At 51.4% G+C, this 17,984-nt stretch carries 11 protein-coding genes and 1 tRNA gene; 7 read left to right on the forward strand and 5 right to left on the reverse strand.

Annotated features, from left to right (window positions below):
• Positions 1 to 536 precede the first annotated feature (536 nt).
• From Tanf_RS07370 to lysA, 4 genes are all read left to right on the forward strand, one after another.
• Positions 537 to 610: transfer RNA gene (locus tag Tanf_RS07370), tRNA-Met, on the forward strand.
• Between the two features lie 301 nt (positions 611 to 911).
• On the forward strand, positions 912 to 1,610 hold the full coding sequence (locus tag Tanf_RS07375; protein WP_046825428.1) for a cell division ATP-binding protein FtsE: 699 nt from the start codon (positions 912 to 914) through the stop codon (positions 1,608 to 1,610).
• A gap of 41 nt (positions 1,611 to 1,651) precedes the next feature.
• Positions 1,652 to 2,983 carry an aspartate kinase gene (locus tag Tanf_RS07380; protein ID WP_046825422.1) on the forward strand — a complete coding sequence of 444 codons (1,332 nt, stop codon included), beginning with the start codon at positions 1,652 to 1,654 and terminating at the stop codon, positions 2,981 to 2,983.
• Between the two features lie 28 nt (positions 2,984 to 3,011).
• A complete protein-coding gene (lysA, locus tag Tanf_RS07385; protein ID WP_046825423.1) occupies positions 3,012 to 4,172 on the forward strand; it encodes a diaminopimelate decarboxylase in 1,161 nt (386 codons plus the stop codon).
• A 224-nt stretch (positions 4,173 to 4,396) separates the two neighbouring features.
• Here the strand turns inward: lysA and Tanf_RS07390 are convergent, their stop codons facing one another.
• The 3 genes from Tanf_RS07390 to Tanf_RS07400 form a co-directional block, all read right to left on the reverse strand.
• Entirely contained in the window at positions 4,397 to 4,867 is a 471-nt protein-coding gene (locus Tanf_RS07390) for an SPOR domain-containing protein (RefSeq protein ID WP_041590627.1), read from the reverse strand.
• 70 nt (positions 4,868 to 4,937) lie between these two features.
• On the reverse strand, positions 4,938 to 8,414 hold the full coding sequence (locus Tanf_RS07395) for a 3-keto-alpha-glucoside-1,2-lyase-like domain-containing protein (protein WP_046825424.1): 3,477 nt from the start codon (positions 8,412 to 8,414) through the stop codon (positions 4,938 to 4,940).
• Between the two features lie 94 nt (positions 8,415 to 8,508).
• Positions 8,509 to 9,765, reverse strand: a complete 1,257-nt coding sequence (locus tag Tanf_RS07400) for a Gfo/Idh/MocA family oxidoreductase (protein WP_014224160.1) — start codon at positions 9,763 to 9,765, stop codon at positions 8,509 to 8,511.
• 622 nt (positions 9,766 to 10,387) lie between these two features.
• On the opposite strand from Tanf_RS07400, the gene Tanf_RS07405 reads away from it, so the two are divergent.
• The 3 genes from Tanf_RS07405 to Tanf_RS07415 all read left to right on the forward strand — a co-directional run bounded on the left by Tanf_RS07405 (position 10,388) and on the right by Tanf_RS07415 (position 16,913).
• Positions 10,388 to 13,615, forward strand: coding sequence for a TonB-dependent receptor (locus Tanf_RS07405; protein WP_236684402.1), 3,228 nt, complete (start codon positions 10,388 to 10,390; stop codon positions 13,613 to 13,615).
• Positions 13,616 to 13,623: 8 nt separating this feature from the next.
• Positions 13,624 to 15,255 (forward strand): RagB/SusD family nutrient uptake outer membrane protein, encoded by a 1,632-nt coding sequence (locus tag Tanf_RS07410; RefSeq protein ID WP_046825426.1) that lies wholly within the window; start codon positions 13,624 to 13,626, stop codon positions 15,253 to 15,255.
• A 113-nt stretch (positions 15,256 to 15,368) separates the two neighbouring features.
• A complete protein-coding gene (locus Tanf_RS07415) occupies positions 15,369 to 16,913 on the forward strand; it encodes a sulfatase family protein (protein ID WP_052449044.1) in 1,545 nt (514 codons plus the stop codon).
• A gap of 114 nt (positions 16,914 to 17,027) precedes the next feature.
• On the opposite strand, the gene Tanf_RS07420 is transcribed toward Tanf_RS07415, so the two are convergent.
• Together Tanf_RS07420 and Tanf_RS07425 are read right to left on the reverse strand one after the other, a co-directional pair.
• Complete coding sequence (locus Tanf_RS07420; RefSeq protein ID WP_014224164.1) at positions 17,028 to 17,441, reverse strand: lipocalin-like domain-containing protein; 414 nt, start codon at positions 17,439 to 17,441, stop codon at positions 17,028 to 17,030.
• Between the two features lie 245 nt (positions 17,442 to 17,686).
• On the reverse strand, positions 17,687 to 17,984 hold a 298-nt coding region (locus Tanf_RS07425; RefSeq protein ID WP_046825427.1), incomplete at its 5' end, for a T9SS type A sorting domain-containing protein.

The following is a 17,984-nucleotide window of genomic DNA, read 5'->3' on the forward strand; positions in this document are numbered from 1 at the left end:
CCAAGCTTGTAGAGGAAAGTAACATACTTATATTCGCAATCTCCGAGACACACCGACCGTCACGGAGCCAACAGTCGTGTGTTATAGTCACCCAAACAACCGAATTTGGGAGGGATTGAGCAGCAATCTAAGCAAACTCACAAAATACGTTTTAGAGGAAAGGTAAGAGAAATTCATATAAAAACCAAAAAAATCAATAAATAATATAAGTAGGCAGGCATTAATACTCTATTGTAAGTAATTGATGATTTTTTTGTGATGATATTCAGATATATACACATTATAAAATTACCATTTTGCATTGAATGCAGCAATCTTCGATCGGCAGAAAGAGAAAACACACCATGATGCAACAAATTTCATCAAAAAGAAGGATTTTCTGATTAATGAATGCCTTGCTCGGAGTTCAGCCCTTTTTGTTCCTTGGCTTTTGCAATAAAACTCAAAGAGGGAAAAAAATCAATCCCCGAAAAAAAACACCGTTCGATTGCGGATAATCGTTTTTTTACTATCTTTGCACCGTTTTTTCACAAAAAGGCGAGATAGCTCAGCTGGTTAGAGCGCATGATTCATAATCATGAGGTCCCCGGTTCAATCCCGGGTCTCGCTACTTTCGCAATCATGCAGTTCGGCATGTCGAATTTTCATTTCACTCAATTTTATATTCTTTCGTTATAAAAGCATCTACTTTACGAAAAAAACGCAACAATGTAGGGCATGGATTTTTCGGCCGACTCTCTCGAGGAGGAAGTAAGGACGTTGCATCAATCTTTCGGCCGAAAGATTTCGTTTTCTGGGAGTTTTTATTACTTTTGCCGACTGACAACAAATCGGATAAGAGAAATTTCATTATTACGAAATAGAACGCATGGAGTACAGTGGCGGCCGATACGGAAAAAGAGGCAAGGAATATGGAAGATAAAGCATTAGTCTACTTGGAGGACGTGACGTTGTGCATGGAAGAGAATATCGTCTTGCGCAACGTATCGTTGACGCTACACAACGGTGAATTTGTTTATGTCATCGGTAAAGTCGGTTCGGGGAAGAGCAGTCTGCTGAAGGCTTTGTACAGCGAGATTCGCGTCTCGGAAGGTGAAGCGACAGTCATGGGGTACGACATGTGCAACATGCGACGGCGCGACATCCCTTATTTGCGTCGCAAGCTGGGCATTGTCTTTCAGGATTTTCAGTTACTGACCGATCGCTCGGTGTTCAAGAATCTGGAGTTCGTGTTAAAAGTTACGGGCTGGCGCAGAAAAGAAGAAATTGCCAAACGTATTCAGGAGGTCTTGGAGCAGGTCGGCATTCCGAACAAAGGATACAAGATGCCTCATGAGTTATCGGGAGGAGAGCAGCAACGCGTAGCGATTGCCCGGGCATTGCTGAATACGCCGGAGATTATTCTGGCCGACGAACCAACGGGCAACCTCGACCCCGAAACGAGCGGACAGATCGTACAGCTCCTACACGACATCTGTAAGCGGGGCACAGCGGTGATTATGACGACCCATAATTACAACCTCGTGGAGCGTTTCCCTGCGCGGGTCGTCAAATGTGAGCAAGCAAAGTTGCACGACGTTTCAAGTCCGCAAGAGCACCATCATTCATAAATGAATTATATCAACAATAACAGCAAAAAAACACGACGCAAATGAACGTTTTAAAATTCGGCGGCACCTCCGTCGGTTCGGCGCAACGGATCAAGGACGTTGCCCGATTAATCTGTGACGGGACACCCAAGATCGTCGTTCTGTCGGCCATGTCGGGTACGACCGATTCGCTGGTCGAGATCGCGGATTATCTTTATAAAAAGAACCCCGACGGTGCCAACGAAGTCATCAATACCCTTTCGCTCAAATATGCCGCAGTCATCGACGAACTGTATCGTACCGAGCCCTACAGGCAGCGGGCGAAAGCGCTTGTAGCATTGCGTTTCGACGAGATTCGCTCGTTGATCAAAGACCTGTTTACCATGTTTGAGGAGAAGGTGATTCTAGCCCAGGGCGAGTTAATGTCGACCGGAATGATGAACCTTTACCTTGAAGAGCAGGGTGTCAAATCCATCTTACTTCCGGCGCTCGATTACATGCGTACGGATAAGAACGCAGACCCCGACCCAATTTATATCCGTGAGAAACTGAACGGCTTGCTGGAACAATCTCCCGACGTGAACTTGTTTATCACGCAGGGATACATCTGCCGCAATGCCTACGGAGAGATCGACAACCTGCAACGGGGCGGCAGCGATTACACTGCGTCGCTTGTGGGGGCAGCTATTCATGCCGATGAGATTCAGATATGGACGGATATCGACGGGATGCATAACAACGACCCGCGCATGGTGGAACATACGGCGCCCGTGCATCAGTTGCACTTCGACGAGGCGGCCGAGCTAGCGTACTTCGGCGCCAAGATCCTGCATCCCACGTGTATTTTGCCGGCCAAGCAGAATAACATTCCCGTACGACTGCTCAACACGATGCAGCCCGACGCACCGGGTACGACGATCTCGAACGTGACGGAGAAAGGTAAAATCAAGGCCGTCGCCGCCAAAGACCATATCACCGCCATCAAGATCAAAAGCGGTCGGATGCTGCTGGCCACCGGTTTCATGCGTAAAGTGTTCGAGACGTTCGAGAATCACCGCACGCCCATCGACGTGGTAACGACCTCGGAGGTCGGGGTGTCCGTAACGATCGACAGCACGAAACATCTGGAAGAGATCGTAGACGATCTGAAAAAGTATGGTACCGTAACGGTCGATCGAGACCTTGTCATCGTTTGCGTAGTCGGCGATCTGGAGTGGGACAATGTCGGGTTCGAGGCGCGGATCATCCATGCCCTCAAGGATATCCCCATCCGGATGATTTCGTATGGCGGAAGCAACTATAACGTCTCGCTGATCATCAAGGCCTCGGACAAGCAACGGGCGTTGCAGGCGCTGAGCGATCAACTGTTCAACGAAAACGCATCGGAGGCGTGATTTCCCGGCAGAGGAGGAGAGGCGTAGCATGATCAAAGGAATTTTCCCGGTAGAGCAGTTCCGGCAGCAGGACACACCGTTTTATTATTACGATATGGCTTTGCTCCGGAAGACGCTCGACGCGCTGACGGCAGAGATCGAGAAGTACGGATATCATCAGCATTATGCCGTCAAGGCCAATGCCAACCCGCACATCTTGTCGGCTATCGCGGCGCGCGGGTTCGGTGCCGACTGCGTGAGCGGCGGAGAGATCGAAGCGGCGCTGGCGTGCGGCTTCCCGGCGTCGAAAATTGTCTTTGCCGGTGTGGGAAAGGCCGACTGGGAGATCCGGCTGGGGCTGGAACACGACATCGCATGCTTCAACGTCGAATCGTTGGCCGAACTGAGGGTCATCGACGGGCTGGCGGCCGAACGGAAGCAGACGGCGAGGGTGGCCTTGCGGGTCAATCCCGATATCGACGCCCATACGCATGCCAAAATCACAACCGGTTTGCAGGAGAACAAGTTCGGCATCAACCTGAGCCTGCTGCCCCGTGTCTTCGCCGGGATGCGCGGCATGAAACATGTTCGTTTCACAGGGCTGCATTTTCATATCGGTTCGCAGATCACGGACATGTCGGCGTTTCGCGACATGTGCATCCGCAGTAACGATTTGCAAGACGAACTGGAAGCGCAGGGTATTGCCGTCGGCAATGTGAACTTCGGCGGCGGTCTCGGTATCGACTATCATCATCCGAATCATCTCGATGTGCCCGATTTTGAAAGTTATTTCGCGGTGTTTCACAAACTCGTTCGCCATCGTCCCGGACAACAGATTCATTTCGAGCTGGGGCGGTCGGTTGTCGGACAGTGCGGCTCGCTGATTTCGAGGGTGTTGTATGTGAAAGAAGGTGAGACGAAGAAGTTTGCTGTACTGGATGCCGGTTTCACCGAGTTGCTTCGACCGGCTTTTTACGATGCATACCATCGTATCGAGAATATCACGAGCAACGGGGAGACGGACCGTTACGATGTAGTCGGTCCGGTTTGCGAATCGTCCGATGTGTTCGGCAAAGAGGTTGAATTGAACGAAGTGCATCGTAACGACCTGATCGCGTTCCGTTCAGCGGGAGCGTATGGCGAAGTGATGGCTATGCGGTATAATTGCCGGCCCTTGCCGAAAGCCTTTTTCTCCGACCGTTTGCCTTGAGGATACACGTCGGGGTGAAGTGTTCGGAAAGTTCCGACAACCTTCCCGATGAACATTTTTATGCTTTCGGAAAGTTCCGAACCGTTTTCCGTGTACTTTTGCACCGTTTCATCCGTCAGGCTGATTGTTCGATCGCACAGGCAACGGGGGGATACAAAAGAAAGGATGCCCTTCACCATACGGAAGAAGCATCCTTTACTACATTATTCAAAGGGGGTGATCGATCAATAGGTGCGTTCCAGCAGCCACGCGTCTTGAAAGTTGGGGAAGAACTTCGCCCGTATGGCGTCGCGGCTCTTCTCTGCCTCCTTGCGTGTCTCGTGGCTGGTCAGAATGACCCGCAGCATGCCCTGTTCGTTCTCGCCCAAAACCGGCATATATCCTTCGTTTTGCATCCGCTCTTTCAACGAGTAAGCATTCGTCTTATTCTTGAAGCTGCCGATTACGACGCTGTAGAGTTTGATTCCTTCGGGATTCTCGCCGGATATCGGAGTAATCTTCTCCTGACGGGTAGCCGTCGAGGTTTTTGCTTTCGTCACCGGTGTAATCTGCTCTTCGACCGGCTCCGAGTTCGTCATCTCACGCTCTTTAGCCTGCTCGTAAGCAGCTTTGTATGCGCTTTGTTTCGATTTGCAGGAGACACAACACATCGTCACCACGCAAAGAACCATGCTTAACAATCCTAACTTTTTCATATCGGTTTATGGTAAAATTGATGTTGCAAAGATATAAATAAATTCGTACTCCGGTTTTACATGCTGCTTTTTATTTCAGTTCGCGGATGCGGATATTCCGGAATTTCACAGGCGATCCGTGTCCCAGAAAGCCGATATGGCCGGATTTGTTGAACAGTCCCGGATGGGCTTTGCCGTCCATCGTGCCGTTCTTTGCAGCCTCTTTCAGGTCGCCATCCACGATGACTTCGCCGTTGAGGGTGACTTTGATGCGGTTGCCGTCTGCCACGATCTCTTCGGTGTTCCATTCGCCCGTGGGCTTGAGGAACCCTCGGCGCGCGGGAATGACGCCGTACACCGATCCATGATACTGATATTCGTGCAGGTCGCGATAGACCGGATGTTCACTGTCGAGTACCTGAATCTCCATGCCGACATAAGCGGCGTCGCCTTCCATGGGTGTGCGGATGCCGACGCCGTTGTTGGCTGCCGGCGTCAGCTGAAATTCGAAGCGATAGACGAAGTTCGCATATTCTTTTTTCGTGTACAGGTTACCGCCGAATTTCGTATCGCCGGCTACGGAGATGCAGCCGTCTTCAATCGTATAATCGACCAGATTGCCTGTCCACTCGTGCATGTTCGTTCCGTCGAAAAGGATCTGAAAGCCTTCCTTTTCTTCTTCGGCCGAAAGGCGGAACGGCTCCGGACGATGCAGTTCCTTTACGTAGATGTTACGGTAGTATACTTTGCTGCCGTGCGCCTGCAATTCGATCTGTTCAAGCGCGGGGACGGGCTGCGAGCGATCCCAGTAGTTTTCCATCACGATATTATCGACGACGAGGATACCGTTCAGTCTGACAGTCACGCGGTCGCCCACCATTTTAATGTACATCGTGTTCCATTCGCCCAGCTTGTTGTCTGCCACGGTGAGCGGTTTGCTCGGATGCGTCTGGTTGTTATACAGTCCGCCCGATCCGACTTGCGCACCGACGTCGACACGCGACGTATCCCACATCTGTACTTGCGGCGTGCCGCGCAGATAGATGCCGGCATCGGGTTCCTTGCCGTCGGGGTCGAGCATCCAGTCTACGTACATCTCGAAGTCGCCGTATGGTTTCTCGGTACAGATATTGTCGTAACCCGTTCCGTCGAAGACGAGCAGGCCGTTTTCCACTTTCCAGTCGCGACGCATGGCCTCATCGGCTTTGGCTTGTTGTTTAGCCAGCTCGGCCGGTTTCATCTTTGCGCGGCTGACCGGATTTCCCACGAGTCCTTTCCATCCGGTCAGGTCTTTGCCGTTGAAGAGCGGAACGAAGCTCTGTGTTTTCGGCATCTCGTCAAGATGCTTGCGGATGGATTGACGCTGATAGTCGGCGTCGGGGTTACTCAATGATGCGGCGGCCTGCCTGAGCAGATTTTCCACCACCTCGCCCGTATATTCCGGATGGTCGAGCGCGATATTCATAACGGCTATGGCCGAAGTTTCTTTCAAGGCGGGTTCATTCATATACTCACCGGCGCAAAGGAGCGCGAAGTACGTACCCGTTTTGCCCATCAACGAGATAATCCGGCGTTTCTCGGCGTCGGTCTTTGCCAACTCCAGCGCCTTGCGCAGATATATCATACGGTTCTCGCCCGTCATGGCGGGGTTCGAGGCCAGTTTCACATAACCGGCCAGCGCTCGGGTGAAATAATCCGAGGCCGAAGCGTCACGACAGATGTCTATCAGCGGAGTGGCGGCCTCGATGTCGTTCCAGTGAAGCAGCGCATCGAAAGCGGCTTCTTTGGCTGCGCCGGTGTTTTCGCCGAATCCTTTCACGATCATGTCCAGCGCGCGTTTGTCGCCGGTAGCTGCCAGCGGTGTATAGTAGAGGTGGCTCTTGCCTGCTCCGGCATTGAGCAGTCGGCGCGATAGCGTTTCAAACTGTTGCGAGGCCGTCTGCGACGATAACGCCAAGATGAGCGCCTGCTGTACGTCTTCTACCCCCGAGGGTTCGACCGTTTCGAGCATGCCGCACAGGTTCGTGATATCTTTTTCGCCCACGACATCCCTGAGTGCGGCGAATGCGGCCGTTTTTACTTCGGGTGAGGGCGATTGGGTCAGCTTCAACACATTGTTCAGGAAAGCGGTGGCTTTACGTGTGGACAGCAGCTCGAGGGCGGCGATTTTGCCTCTGTCCGAGGCTGACGGTATTGTTTTGACTACTGCCGGCGCGATATCGCCATGAGGGGGCATGGCCTGAAACGAGCGCAACGCCTGTTGCCCGAGCTTGATCAGATTCGTGTCGTTGCTTGCTAAAAGCGAGGCTAACGGGGCGATCGATTGCGAGTTGCCCAGCTCGACCAAGACCATCGCGGCCGCTTCTTTTACCGGGAATACGGGACTGTTCAACAACTTCTGAAGCGTTTGAATGCCGGTTGTCTCGATACCCGTTTCAACCGTATTGAGCATGTCGCGCTTCGTGGCGGAGGCTTGTGCTTCGCAACGCATCCAGTTCAGGATATCGGTCTGTAATTCCGGTTTCATTTTGGGCAGCGCCTTGATGAGATGGGTGTATAATGCTTTGTCTGCAAAGCGCGAGGAGGCTCGCAACGCCTCGCAACGGTATTCCCTCGACGGGTCTTTCAGCGCGTCGTTCAGCATCCTGAGGCCGCCTTTGTAGTCGGCCGCCCGCATGATGGCCTGCATCGCAGCGATATGGATACCGGTCTGTCCGGCATTCGTCGATTTCTTGAGGAGATCGGCCGCCGCTTTCACCCCTTCTTTGACATCGCCCTGCGCAATGACGCGGTTTATAAGGCGGATATACGCTTCGCCGGCGCCGGTCTTCTCCATCGTATAGCCGGCTTTCCGGGCTGCCGCGGCCAGCTCGGGCAGCGAGGCTTTTGTCCCTACTTTGCTCAGTGTTTCAAAGAGTACCTTCAGGGTCTCCGGCTGATTCGTATTCAGCAAGGCCTTCAACAGCGGTTCCGTACCGGCTGCGGGGACACGTCCCAATGCCTGAATGATGTTCCGTTCGGCTTCCTGCGACCGCGCGCTGCGGCTCTTCAAGGCTGCCTGCAGAGCCTGTGCGGCCGATTCGCTGCCGATGGCAGCAAGCGCCTGTGCGGCCGGCGCGCTCAACGCGTCGTCGGTCAGATAGCTTGACAACTTATCGACACAGGCGTCCGAACCGATATGTTCCAGCAAACGGATCGTAAAAGCTCTCGTTTCGCGGTCGTTCGTCTGATCCAGCGCCTTCAGACACGCATGTTCCATCGCGGTACGGGCAGCGGCCTGATCGGGGCCCATCACATAATTGGCCCATCCGTCCAGGGCATATTCCACAGCGATGTTATTGCCTTTGCCCGAAGGATCGAACCTTTTCAGCAGGCTTAATACGCCTTCTTCACCGGTGGCGGTCAGTTCGTGCATCAGCCGGTTGTAGTCGGTTTGTTGGTGTGCGGGCATCTGCGCCAGCACATCGGCGATGACCGTTTGCGTCGCCCGGTTGGCCGGGGTCTGTGCCGTCAGGCTTCCTGCATATAACGCCAGTGCACTGCTCAATATAATAAAGTACTTTCTCATTGATTTCATAGTTGATGATTATTTAAATTCATGAAAGGAACGCAGCCGTTCGCATCCGGAAGGATGGATGTCTGCATGCGCCCAACTTTCTCTGTTAGATGTTCCATGGCGCCCGCATCGGCTGGTCAAGTAACCGGTTGGCCTCTTCGTCGTTGATAAACTCAAGTTTTGCGGGGTCGAAGTGCAGGGTCCGGTTTAACCGGAGCGCTACGGCGCCCAGATTGACGATCGTCGACGAGCGGAAACCGTTGCGTTCGTTCAGCGCGAACGGCTGACGCGTCTTCACACACTCGATGAAATCGGTCTGTTGCGGAGCCGGTTCGGGATAATCGGCCAGTTTCTTCTCCCAGTTCGGGATATCACATACGAAATTCTTATATACGTTGCCGTTCGGTCCGGCGATGTAAGGCGTATCGGGGTTGCCGTAGTTGCCTCCCCAGAGCACGATCTGGCAGCCGTCTTCGTAAGTATAGGTGATCGATCGCCATGTACCGACGGCGTCGTGGTGTTGCTGCGGTGCATCCACTTCAACTTTGACGGGGCTGGTGTCGTCTTTCATCAGGAAATATTGCACGGGATCGATGTAATGCTGTCCCATATCACCGAGTCCTCCTCCATCGTAGTCCCAGTATCCGCGGAACGTCTGATGCACGCGGTGCGCATTGTACGGTTTATAAGGAGCCGGGCCGAGCCAGAAATCGTAATCGAGCTCCGACGGTACGGGCTGCGGTTCCAATGCTTCCTTGCCCACCCAATAGAATTTCCAGTCGAAGCCGGTATATTTGCTGATCGTTACTTTCAACGGCCATCCGAGCATGCCGCTTGCGATCAGTTTCTTCAACGGCTTCACCGGCGTGCCGAGACCGTAGAACGGATCGGAAAAACGGAACCAGGTGTTCAGGCGGAAAATCCGGCCGTATTGTTTCACCGCTTCCATCACGCGCTTCCCTTCGCCGATGGTACGTGTCATCGGCTTCTCACACCAGATGTCTTTACCGGCCTTCGCTGCTTCGACGGCCATGATGCCATGCCAATGCGGAGGGGTGGCAATATGCACGATGTCTACATTCGGGTCGGTAATCAGTTCGCGAAAATCATGATACGCCGCGATCTTGTCGGTCACCAGAGCTTTTCCCAGCTCCAAGTGATTTTTGTCTACATCGCAGACCGCCACAAGGCGTGTGCCTGCATAACTGAGATGTCCGCGCCCCATGCTTCCGGTACCGATAATCCCTTTGGTCAACTGGTCGCTCGGCGCAATAAATCCTTTCCCCAACACGTTGCGGGGCACGATAGTGAAAAGTGCCGCACCGCCCAGAGTCTTCAGAAAATTCCGTCTGTTTGTTCCCATAGATAAATTGTATGATTAGAAAGTTCAGTTCATTTATTTTTTCGGCTGACAAATCTACAAAAAAAATGTGGTGTGTATGTTTGAAAAACGTTTCATTACAGGATAACCGGGAGAAAACATTAATTTATCATGATCTATGCTGCTGAAAATTCGTGGTGTATCTTTTTCCTCCAATCAAAAACGGAAATGATTTCAAGCTATTTTTCTCTGATGAGTGGAGAGCATAACCATTCTTTAACGCATTCATAATTTGGGGGAATGAAAGGCTGAGCGATATCGTTCCAAGACATCTTGAATCACTTAAAAAAACATAATTGCAAAGAATAGATTAGAGGTTTTCTTTTGTTCTTTTGTACTCTTATCAACCATGAGACTCGATGTATTTCGTAAAAGACGGTCTTCTTTCTTTTTTTTAATGGATGGATAAAGAAGGAAAAAGACTCTGGGAAGCACGATGTCTCGGATAGAAAATGAAAAACAATTGTTAAACTATTTTTTTATGGAGCAAAAACATTTTTTTAAACGATGTTCATTAACAAAACCGGTAATCTTTCTACTGTTTTTGTTTATGACGACGAGCACTGCTTTTGCACAAATTACCGTGAATCTGCAAAACAGGCCTTTGCGAGAGACATTAAAAGAGATTGAGAAGGTAAGTGATTACAAATTCTTTTACAACGAATCGCTGCCCGACTTAGAGAAAATCGTTTCTCTGCAAGTTACCAATGCCGGCATTGACGAAGCCATGAAGTTCTTGCTTTCGGGCACAAGTATCGAATACCGGAAGGGTGAGAAGAACATTATCGCGTTAGTCGAAAAGAATGCGTCGGAAGGGCAGCAAAAGTCTCCGGCACAGAGCCGCAAGAGGCCGGTTAAAGGACGTGTTGCGGATACCTCGGGCGAACCTGTGACCGGTGTTACGATTGTAGAGAAGGCTAATCCTTTGAACGGAACGATTACCGATGTGGACGGTCATTTTACGATCGACGTACAGTCGGATGCCGTATTGCGCATTTCGTATATCGGTTATCGCGATCAGGAAATCCCAACGGCCGGAAAGACATCGTTCGATATCGTGATGCACGAAGACACGAAGCAACTGGACGAAGTGGTTGTGGTAGGTTATGGTGTACAGAAGAAAGTGAATATCATCGGTTCTATCGCACAGGTAGACGGAGAGAAAATCAGTCAGCGCACGAATGCCAATATCACGAATGCGTTAACCGGTATGATGTCGGGCGTTACGATTATTCAAGGTTCCGGTGCTCCGGGCAATCCGTCGAACAGCGTGCAGATACGTGGAGTCGGTTCGTTCGGTGCCAGCCCCACGGCCTTGGTATTGGTTGATGGGATTCCCGGTTCGCTTGCCGATATTAATCCGGCCGAAATAGAAAGCATTTCAGTCTTGAAAGATGCTTCTACGGCGGCGATTTACGGGGCACGTGCTGCGAACGGTGTGATTCTGATCACTACCAAAAGCGGAAAAGAAGGGAAAGTACAGGTTTCGTACAATGGCTATGTCGGGTTCAACCGGCCGACAGCATTCCCTGATCTGGTACCTACGTGGGAATATGCTCAACTGCTTAACGAAGCATCGAATTCGACCGTGTATACCGACGAGCAGATCGCAAAATTCAAGGATGGTTCCGATCCGGATCATTATGCTAATGAGAATTATTTGAAACGCGTATTCGATCGTGACGGATTGCAGACAAGCCACGATCTCAACATCAACGGCGGAGGAAAAACGAACCGTTATCTGCTTACTTTCGGTTATCTGAAACAAAACGGTCTGATCGCCAAGAACGACTATACACGTTACAATGCGCGCGTGAACCTGACAACCGAGTTGTTGCCCAATCTTAAACTTACGACACGCATCAACGGCGTGATGTCGGAGCGTAATGAACCGGCTATTCCAGCCGGCGACGATGCTGACGATATGGAAGGTATCATCATCAAGGCTCTTCGCTTTCCGGGAGTGACACCGGTCAAACTCAGCGACGGAACGTATGGAAAAGGACAGGAAGTGCACGGAACGCCTCCGGCATGGATCGAAAGTCCTTCGTTCTACTCGTTGCCGCAGTATAAGACCACGGCCAATGTATCGTTGACGTATCAGCCACTCGAATTGCTCGAACTGACAGCGATGGGAGGGATTACTTACGGGAATTATGAGGAAAAACGTTTCCGTTCTACGTTGAAGATTGAAGGCGGACGCGTCTTAGGACCTTCTTTCTTAGAAAACCGGATGCAGCGCAGTCTGTATAAGACGTTTCAGGCTACAGCAAATTACGGTCGGAAAATAGGACAGCACAATTTCTCGCTTCTTGCGGGATATTCTTTCGAGGATTATTCCGATCGTTGGCTGAAAGGGTTTCGGGATAATTTTGCATCGAACGATCTGCCATATCTCGATGTTGGTGCGCCGGACAATCAGAAGGCTGATGGTGCCGGGCAAGAATGGGCTTTGCAGTCGCTCTTCGGACGGTTGAACTATAATTATGCAGAGCGTTATTTGCTGGAAACGACGATGCGTTACGACGGTTCGTCACGTTTCCCGAAATCGAAGAAATACGGATTCTTCCCTTCGGTTGCTTTAGGATGGCGACTAAGCGAAGAAACTTTTATACGTGAGAATGAAAAAATGAGCTGGCTGACCAACTTGAAATTAAAAGCTTCGTGGGGTGTGCTCGGGAATCAGAACATCGGTATTTATCCTTATCAGACGCTATATGATCTGGGACGTAACTATCCGTTCGGCAATACGTTCTCCTCGGGGGCTTCAATCACGACCCTTACCGATCCCAATCTGCGCTGGGAGAGCACGCGCACGTGGGATATGGGCTTTGAAAGTTCGTTATGGAACGGATTGCTTTCTTTTAACGTGGCTTACTTTAACCGGTATACTTACGATATTCTGTATGCTCCATCGGGAAGTGTTTCGTCTGTGCTGGGACTGAACATCTCGCCCATCAATACCGGATCGCTGACGAACCGGGGGCTGGAGTTAGAGGTCGGCCATCACTTGAGTAGCGGTGACTTTACTCTCGATGTGCAGGGTAATTTCAACATTGTCCAGAACGAAATAGAAACCCTCGGCGTAGGCGATGTAAAGCAATTGAATGGACTTGTTGGAAGCGGTGGATTATACATCGGTCATCCGATGCAGGTTTATTATGGCTATCAAACTGACGGAGTATTTCTGGATGCCGACGATGTGAAGACGTGGGCTGATCAGACGAAAATCACACCTAAGGCGCAGGTCGGCGATATTCGTTACAAGGATATCAACGGTCCTGATGGGGTGCCTGACGGGAAAGTCGATCCGAATTACGACCGGGTAGTGCTGGGTACACGTATTCCTAAATATACGTTTGGCTTGGGCATCCAAACATCGTATAAAGAGTTCGATGCTGCGGTTCAGATGCAGGGGGTAGCCGGAGTGAAAGGGATGTTGAGCGGTGTGGCGGGATTCGCCATGTGGCAGGAAGGGAATGTGCAGCGCTGGCAGGCTGACGGACGTTTTCGTTCCGATAGCCCCGAACGTTACCCGTCGTACCCGCGTCTCGAAACGGTTTCGGGCGGAGGAAGTCCGAATACCGAGGTCTCCGACTTCTGGGTACGCGATGCCTCGTATCTGCGTGTGCGCAACGTGCAGTTGGGATACACATTGCCGAAACAGTGGCTGCATGCGTTACACATTTCGGGTGTGAGAATATATGTATCGGGCGAAAATCTGCTTACCTTAAGCGGATATCCCCGCGGATGGGACCCGGAAATCAACACTAATGGCCGGTATTATCCGATTCAGCAAACTTATACATTGGGTTTAAACATTAAATTCTGATAACAACTATGTATACGAAAATAGTGAAATATATATGCCTTCCCGCTCTGCTGATCGGGACATGGGCAGCTTGCGACTTGGAACGCAATCCTCTGAACCGGTTCTCAGACTCTACCATCTGGTCGAGCGAAGAGAATGCGAAAGTAGCCTTGACCGGTTTGTATCGCGGTGATATCCTGTTTAACGCTCCGGAATATCAGCCTTCCGACTGGTGGAGCTACGGCGGGCTCGTTTTTCTGGAGTTTGCCTCCGATAACCTCTATGATCGGCGTAATAATGCATCGAATTTTTTCCGTCTGTCCAACGGACAGCTTGTTGCCAATAATCCGTTTGTGGCACGTTACTGGAAGAATGCGTATAAACGCATTACTCAGTGCAACCGTTTTCTGGAGAATGTCCGCAGCCTGCCCGAGACCGACGTGACGAGGCGTTATGCGGCTGAAGCCCGCTTCATCCGCGCCTGTCAATATTTCTATCTCTCGCAGTATTTTCAAGAAGTGCCGTTAGTGACCAAGGTGCTGACACGGGATGAGGCTAATACGGTGGAGAAGAACGGTAGCAAGGAAATCACGAAATTTGTAATCGATGAGTTAAAAGCCGCCGTAATCGATTTGCCTCGTTTCAAAGATCTGTCGGTCGAGCAGGTCGGCCGTGCCAGCAAACAAGCGGCATTGGCTTTTCTCGGACGCACCTATCTCACAGAAAATAAATGGAATGAAGCGGCTGCGGTTTATAAAGAGATTATCGACTATGGTGACAATGAACTGGCGGCCGACTATTCGTCACTTTTCATACCGAAGGGAGAGAACAGCCGTGAAAATATCTTCTCGATGCAGTATATTGAAAGTCTGGCCGGACAGTCGATGCCTCAACATGCTTTACCCGCTAAAGACGGAGGATGGTGCATCATCAATGTGCCGGCCTCGTTGTTCGAAGCTTATGAGTTTACCGATGGTACGAGCTTTTCTTACGACAGTCCGTTATACGATCCGAAAGACTTGGGCAAGAATCGCGACCCGCGTCTTCGCTACACCATTCTCTATAATGGTGCAATGTTTATGGGGAAATCTTACGTCAGTCATCCGGACTCGGCTTCCAGCCCCGACCGTGTGATGGGCGGACAGACTACCCAGACGGGCTTTATGATGCGTAAGTATTTTGATGAAACATATAAAGGGAATTTGCAGGAATATGGCGGAAACCTGCCGGTAATTCGTTATGCCGAAGTGTTGCTCGGCTACCTCGAAGCCAAGATGGAAGCAGGCGATGCTATCTCTCAGGCTCTGCTTGATCAGACGATTAACCGTGTCAGAGGACGTGTCTCGGTCAATATGCCGAAAATTACGCTGACCGATGTCGCTTCGCTTCGTCCTGTGCTGCGAAACGAACGTCGGGTGGAACTGGCTTGCGAAGGTATCCGTTATTGGGATATTCTACGTTGGAAGATCGGGGACGAAGTGTTGACCAAAGACGTTTACGGAGCGCCTTTCCCCGGAGCGAAGCGGACGCGTGTAAAGCCGGGTGACCAGCCCGATCCGCACGGTCGATGGTTTGTGAACACAAGAAACTTCCGTTCGCCGCAGGACTACAAATGGCCAATTCCGCAGGCGGAGCAGGACATCAACCCGAATTTGCGCTAAATGGCTGCATGGAACAGGTAAATTGACTAACTTTGCCGGAACATTACGCTCCGGCAAAGTCGTTTTCTTCGGAACACGCTTTTTTGAATTGATCAATGATAAAACATAAATATATGAATAAACATCTTCTTCCGAAAGCCGGTCTGTTGACCGCTTCGGCCCTTACGCTGGCCTCGTTGCAGGCGCAAGAGAACGAACGGCCGAATATCGTATTGATTTATGCCGACGATATCGGGTTCGGCGACTTTTCATGCTACGGTGCTACCCGCGTTCAAACACCTCATACCGATGCGCTCGCAGACAACGGCGTGCGATTCACCAATGCGCACTCGGCTGCCGCCACCAGCACTCCTTCGCGCTATGGTCTCTTTACCGGAGAATACCCGTGGCGCAGAAAAGGCACGGGGATTGCCGCGGGCGATGCCGCGCTGATTATCCGTCCCGACCGGCTGACGCTGCCCAAAATACTCCGTCAGGCCGGATACACTACCGGAGCCGTAGGCAAATGGCATCTGGGGATGGGCGCCGAAAACGGCAAACAGAACTGGAACGAGCGCGTAGCTCCCGGACCGGCCGAGGTAGGGTTCGACTACTCGTACATCATGGCGGCTACAGGCGACCGTGTGCCGTGTGTCTACATGGAGAATCAGCGTGCCGTCAACCTCGATTCCAACGATCCGATCTCCGTCAGCTATACGCAGAACTTCGAGGGCGAGCCTACCGGAAAAGAAAATCCCGAGCTGCTGACGAAGCTGAAGCCTAGCCCTGATCACGGTCACAACCAGAGCATTGTGAACGGTATTTCGCGTATAGGCTACATGAAAGGCGGAAAGGCGGCGCTGTGGGAAGACGAGAATATTGCCGACAGCATCACGGTGCACGCCGTGCGCTTCATCGAGAAGAACAAAGACCGTCCGTTCTTCCTCTATTTCGGGACGAACGATGTGCATGTGCCGCGTTTCCCGCACCCTCGTTTCCGCGGAAAGACCGATATGGGACATCGCGGCGATGCCATCGTGCAGTTCGACTGGTCGGTGGGCGAGGTCGTGCGGGCATTGAAAGAGGCGGGTATCTTTGAGCGTACGCTGATCATCCTTTCAAGCGATAACGGCCCGGTAGTAGACGACGGTTATGCCGATGAGGCCGTTGCGCGTCTCAAGAATCACAAGCCATGGGGCCCGTTTCGCGGCGGAAAATACAGTACGTTTGAAGCCGGAACGCGTGTGCCGTTTATCGTACACTGGCCCGAACGAGTGAAAGCCGCCACGTCACCCGCGCTGGTTTCGCAAATCGATATGACAGCCACGCTGGCCCGTCTTGTTGGGGCGAAAAACATCGCGGATATTCCTGCCGACAGCCGCGACCAGCTTCCCGCATGGTTAGGCAAAGACCTGAAAGGACGGGAATATGTGATCGGTGCCGGCTCGTCGCTGACGGTGTTGACGCCCGAATGGAAATACATCGAGCCAAGTCAGGCATCACCCTACAATGTGCTGACAAATACTGAGCTGGGCAATCATCCCGAAGAGCAGCTCTACCATATCGTGACCGACCGCGGCGAATACGACAACATAGCGAAGGAAAAGCCTGAAATCGTCGGTGAAATGAAGACGATTCTCGAAAAAGAGAAAAGCAAAGGCGTGGGAATGGAACTGTAAGCGACGAGAAGTATTTCTCGTGTGTTTTTTTAATGTGATTGAGGAGGAGGACTGTCGGGAGGACCATCCTCCTTTTTTAGTTCCGGATAGGAGGAGCTGAATCGGAAGCGAGTGTCAGTATCGGCGAAATGTATACGTCGTGTCGCCGGCATGCAGTATCAGCCGCCGGCCGTCGATGTAATCGACAGTAAAAGTACGCCGGGCGTTAGGCCAGTCGGTATGCGGAAGGAAATCCTTGACCAGAATCGTATAATTCGTCAGCTCTAATTTTAACGTATGCTCTTCGGGTTGTACCTTATACCCGTAGGTGTAGAAGTAATCGTTTGACAGAGGACGGTATATCTGATACATAAACAGCGATTCGGACTGGAAGTTATACCATACGGTATCGACCTGTGCGATGCTCCCTTGTGCCTCGACGGTTTGTAATTGCCATTTACCCATCAGCCGGTCACTGACCTCGTGCCGGCATGCCACACATAGCCATGCGATGAGCAGCATCCCGATGCCTCGTTTCATTCCTCTCATGTTCTGTTTCTTTTTCTTTACGCCGACAAAGGTACAAGACTCTTTTCGTTTGCCCAAACCGTCCGTGTAGACCTTTCGTGCCGGCAAAGGCAGCCTTAAGATATTACTCTCGGATAACCGAAAAAAAGCGGATATCCTCCCGACATCCGCTTTTTCTTGGTGTAGAATCTTAAAATTCTAAAACTCCAATACTATGAAAAAAACTTTATTCAAGCATGCCGAAAAAGAACGGCACGTTTTTCTTTTTACCGTATCACCACCTTCTGTCTGATTTGTCCGTCGAGGGTAACGATGTATACGCCTTTCGCTAACGGAATCGAGGTTTCTCCCCGGGCGATCTGTGTCCGATGAACGAGCTGTCCGGTGACCGAGTAAATCTGTGCGTCCGTCGCTTTTGCGGTACGGATATGAAGCGCACCCTCTTCCGTACGGAGGGCGTAACCGCGATCGATCGAGACGTTCGAGACGGGACTCACACCCGTGAGTTGAATCGTCAGCGGCTCGACCACTTTGGGAAAGACGAGCGTTACCGTTCCGTCTTCG

This window comes from Tannerella forsythia, from assembly GCF_001006485.1.
GTDB lineage: Bacteria > Bacteroidota > Bacteroidia > Bacteroidales > Tannerellaceae > Tannerella > Tannerella forsythia.

Coding starts and splice junctions, on each gene's coding strand:
- Tanf_RS07395 (WP_046825424.1), bottom strand. CDS start 8,414: ATGAGAAAGTACTTTATTATATTGAGCAGTGCACTGGCGTTATATGCA.
- Tanf_RS07380 (WP_046825422.1), top strand. CDS start 1,652: ATGAACGTTTTAAAATTCGGCGGCACCTCCGTCGGTTCGGCGCAACGG.
- Tanf_RS07375 (WP_046825428.1), top strand. CDS start 912: ATGGAAGATAAAGCATTAGTCTACTTGGAGGACGTGACGTTGTGCATG.
- Tanf_RS07415 (WP_052449044.1), top strand. CDS start 15,369: ATGAATAAACATCTTCTTCCGAAAGCCGGTCTGTTGACCGCTTCGGCC.
- Tanf_RS07410 (WP_046825426.1), top strand. CDS start 13,624: ATGTATACGAAAATAGTGAAATATATATGCCTTCCCGCTCTGCTGATC.
- Tanf_RS07390 (WP_041590627.1), bottom strand. CDS start 4,867: ATGAAAAAGTTAGGATTGTTAAGCATGGTTCTTTGCGTGGTGACGATG.
- Tanf_RS07400 (WP_014224160.1), bottom strand. CDS start 9,765: ATGGGAACAAACAGACGGAATTTTCTGAAGACTCTGGGCGGTGCGGCA.
- lysA (WP_046825423.1), top strand. CDS start 3,012: ATGATCAAAGGAATTTTCCCGGTAGAGCAGTTCCGGCAGCAGGACACA.
- Tanf_RS07420 (WP_014224164.1), bottom strand. CDS start 17,441: ATGAGAGGAATGAAACGAGGCATCGGGATGCTGCTCATCGCATGGCTA.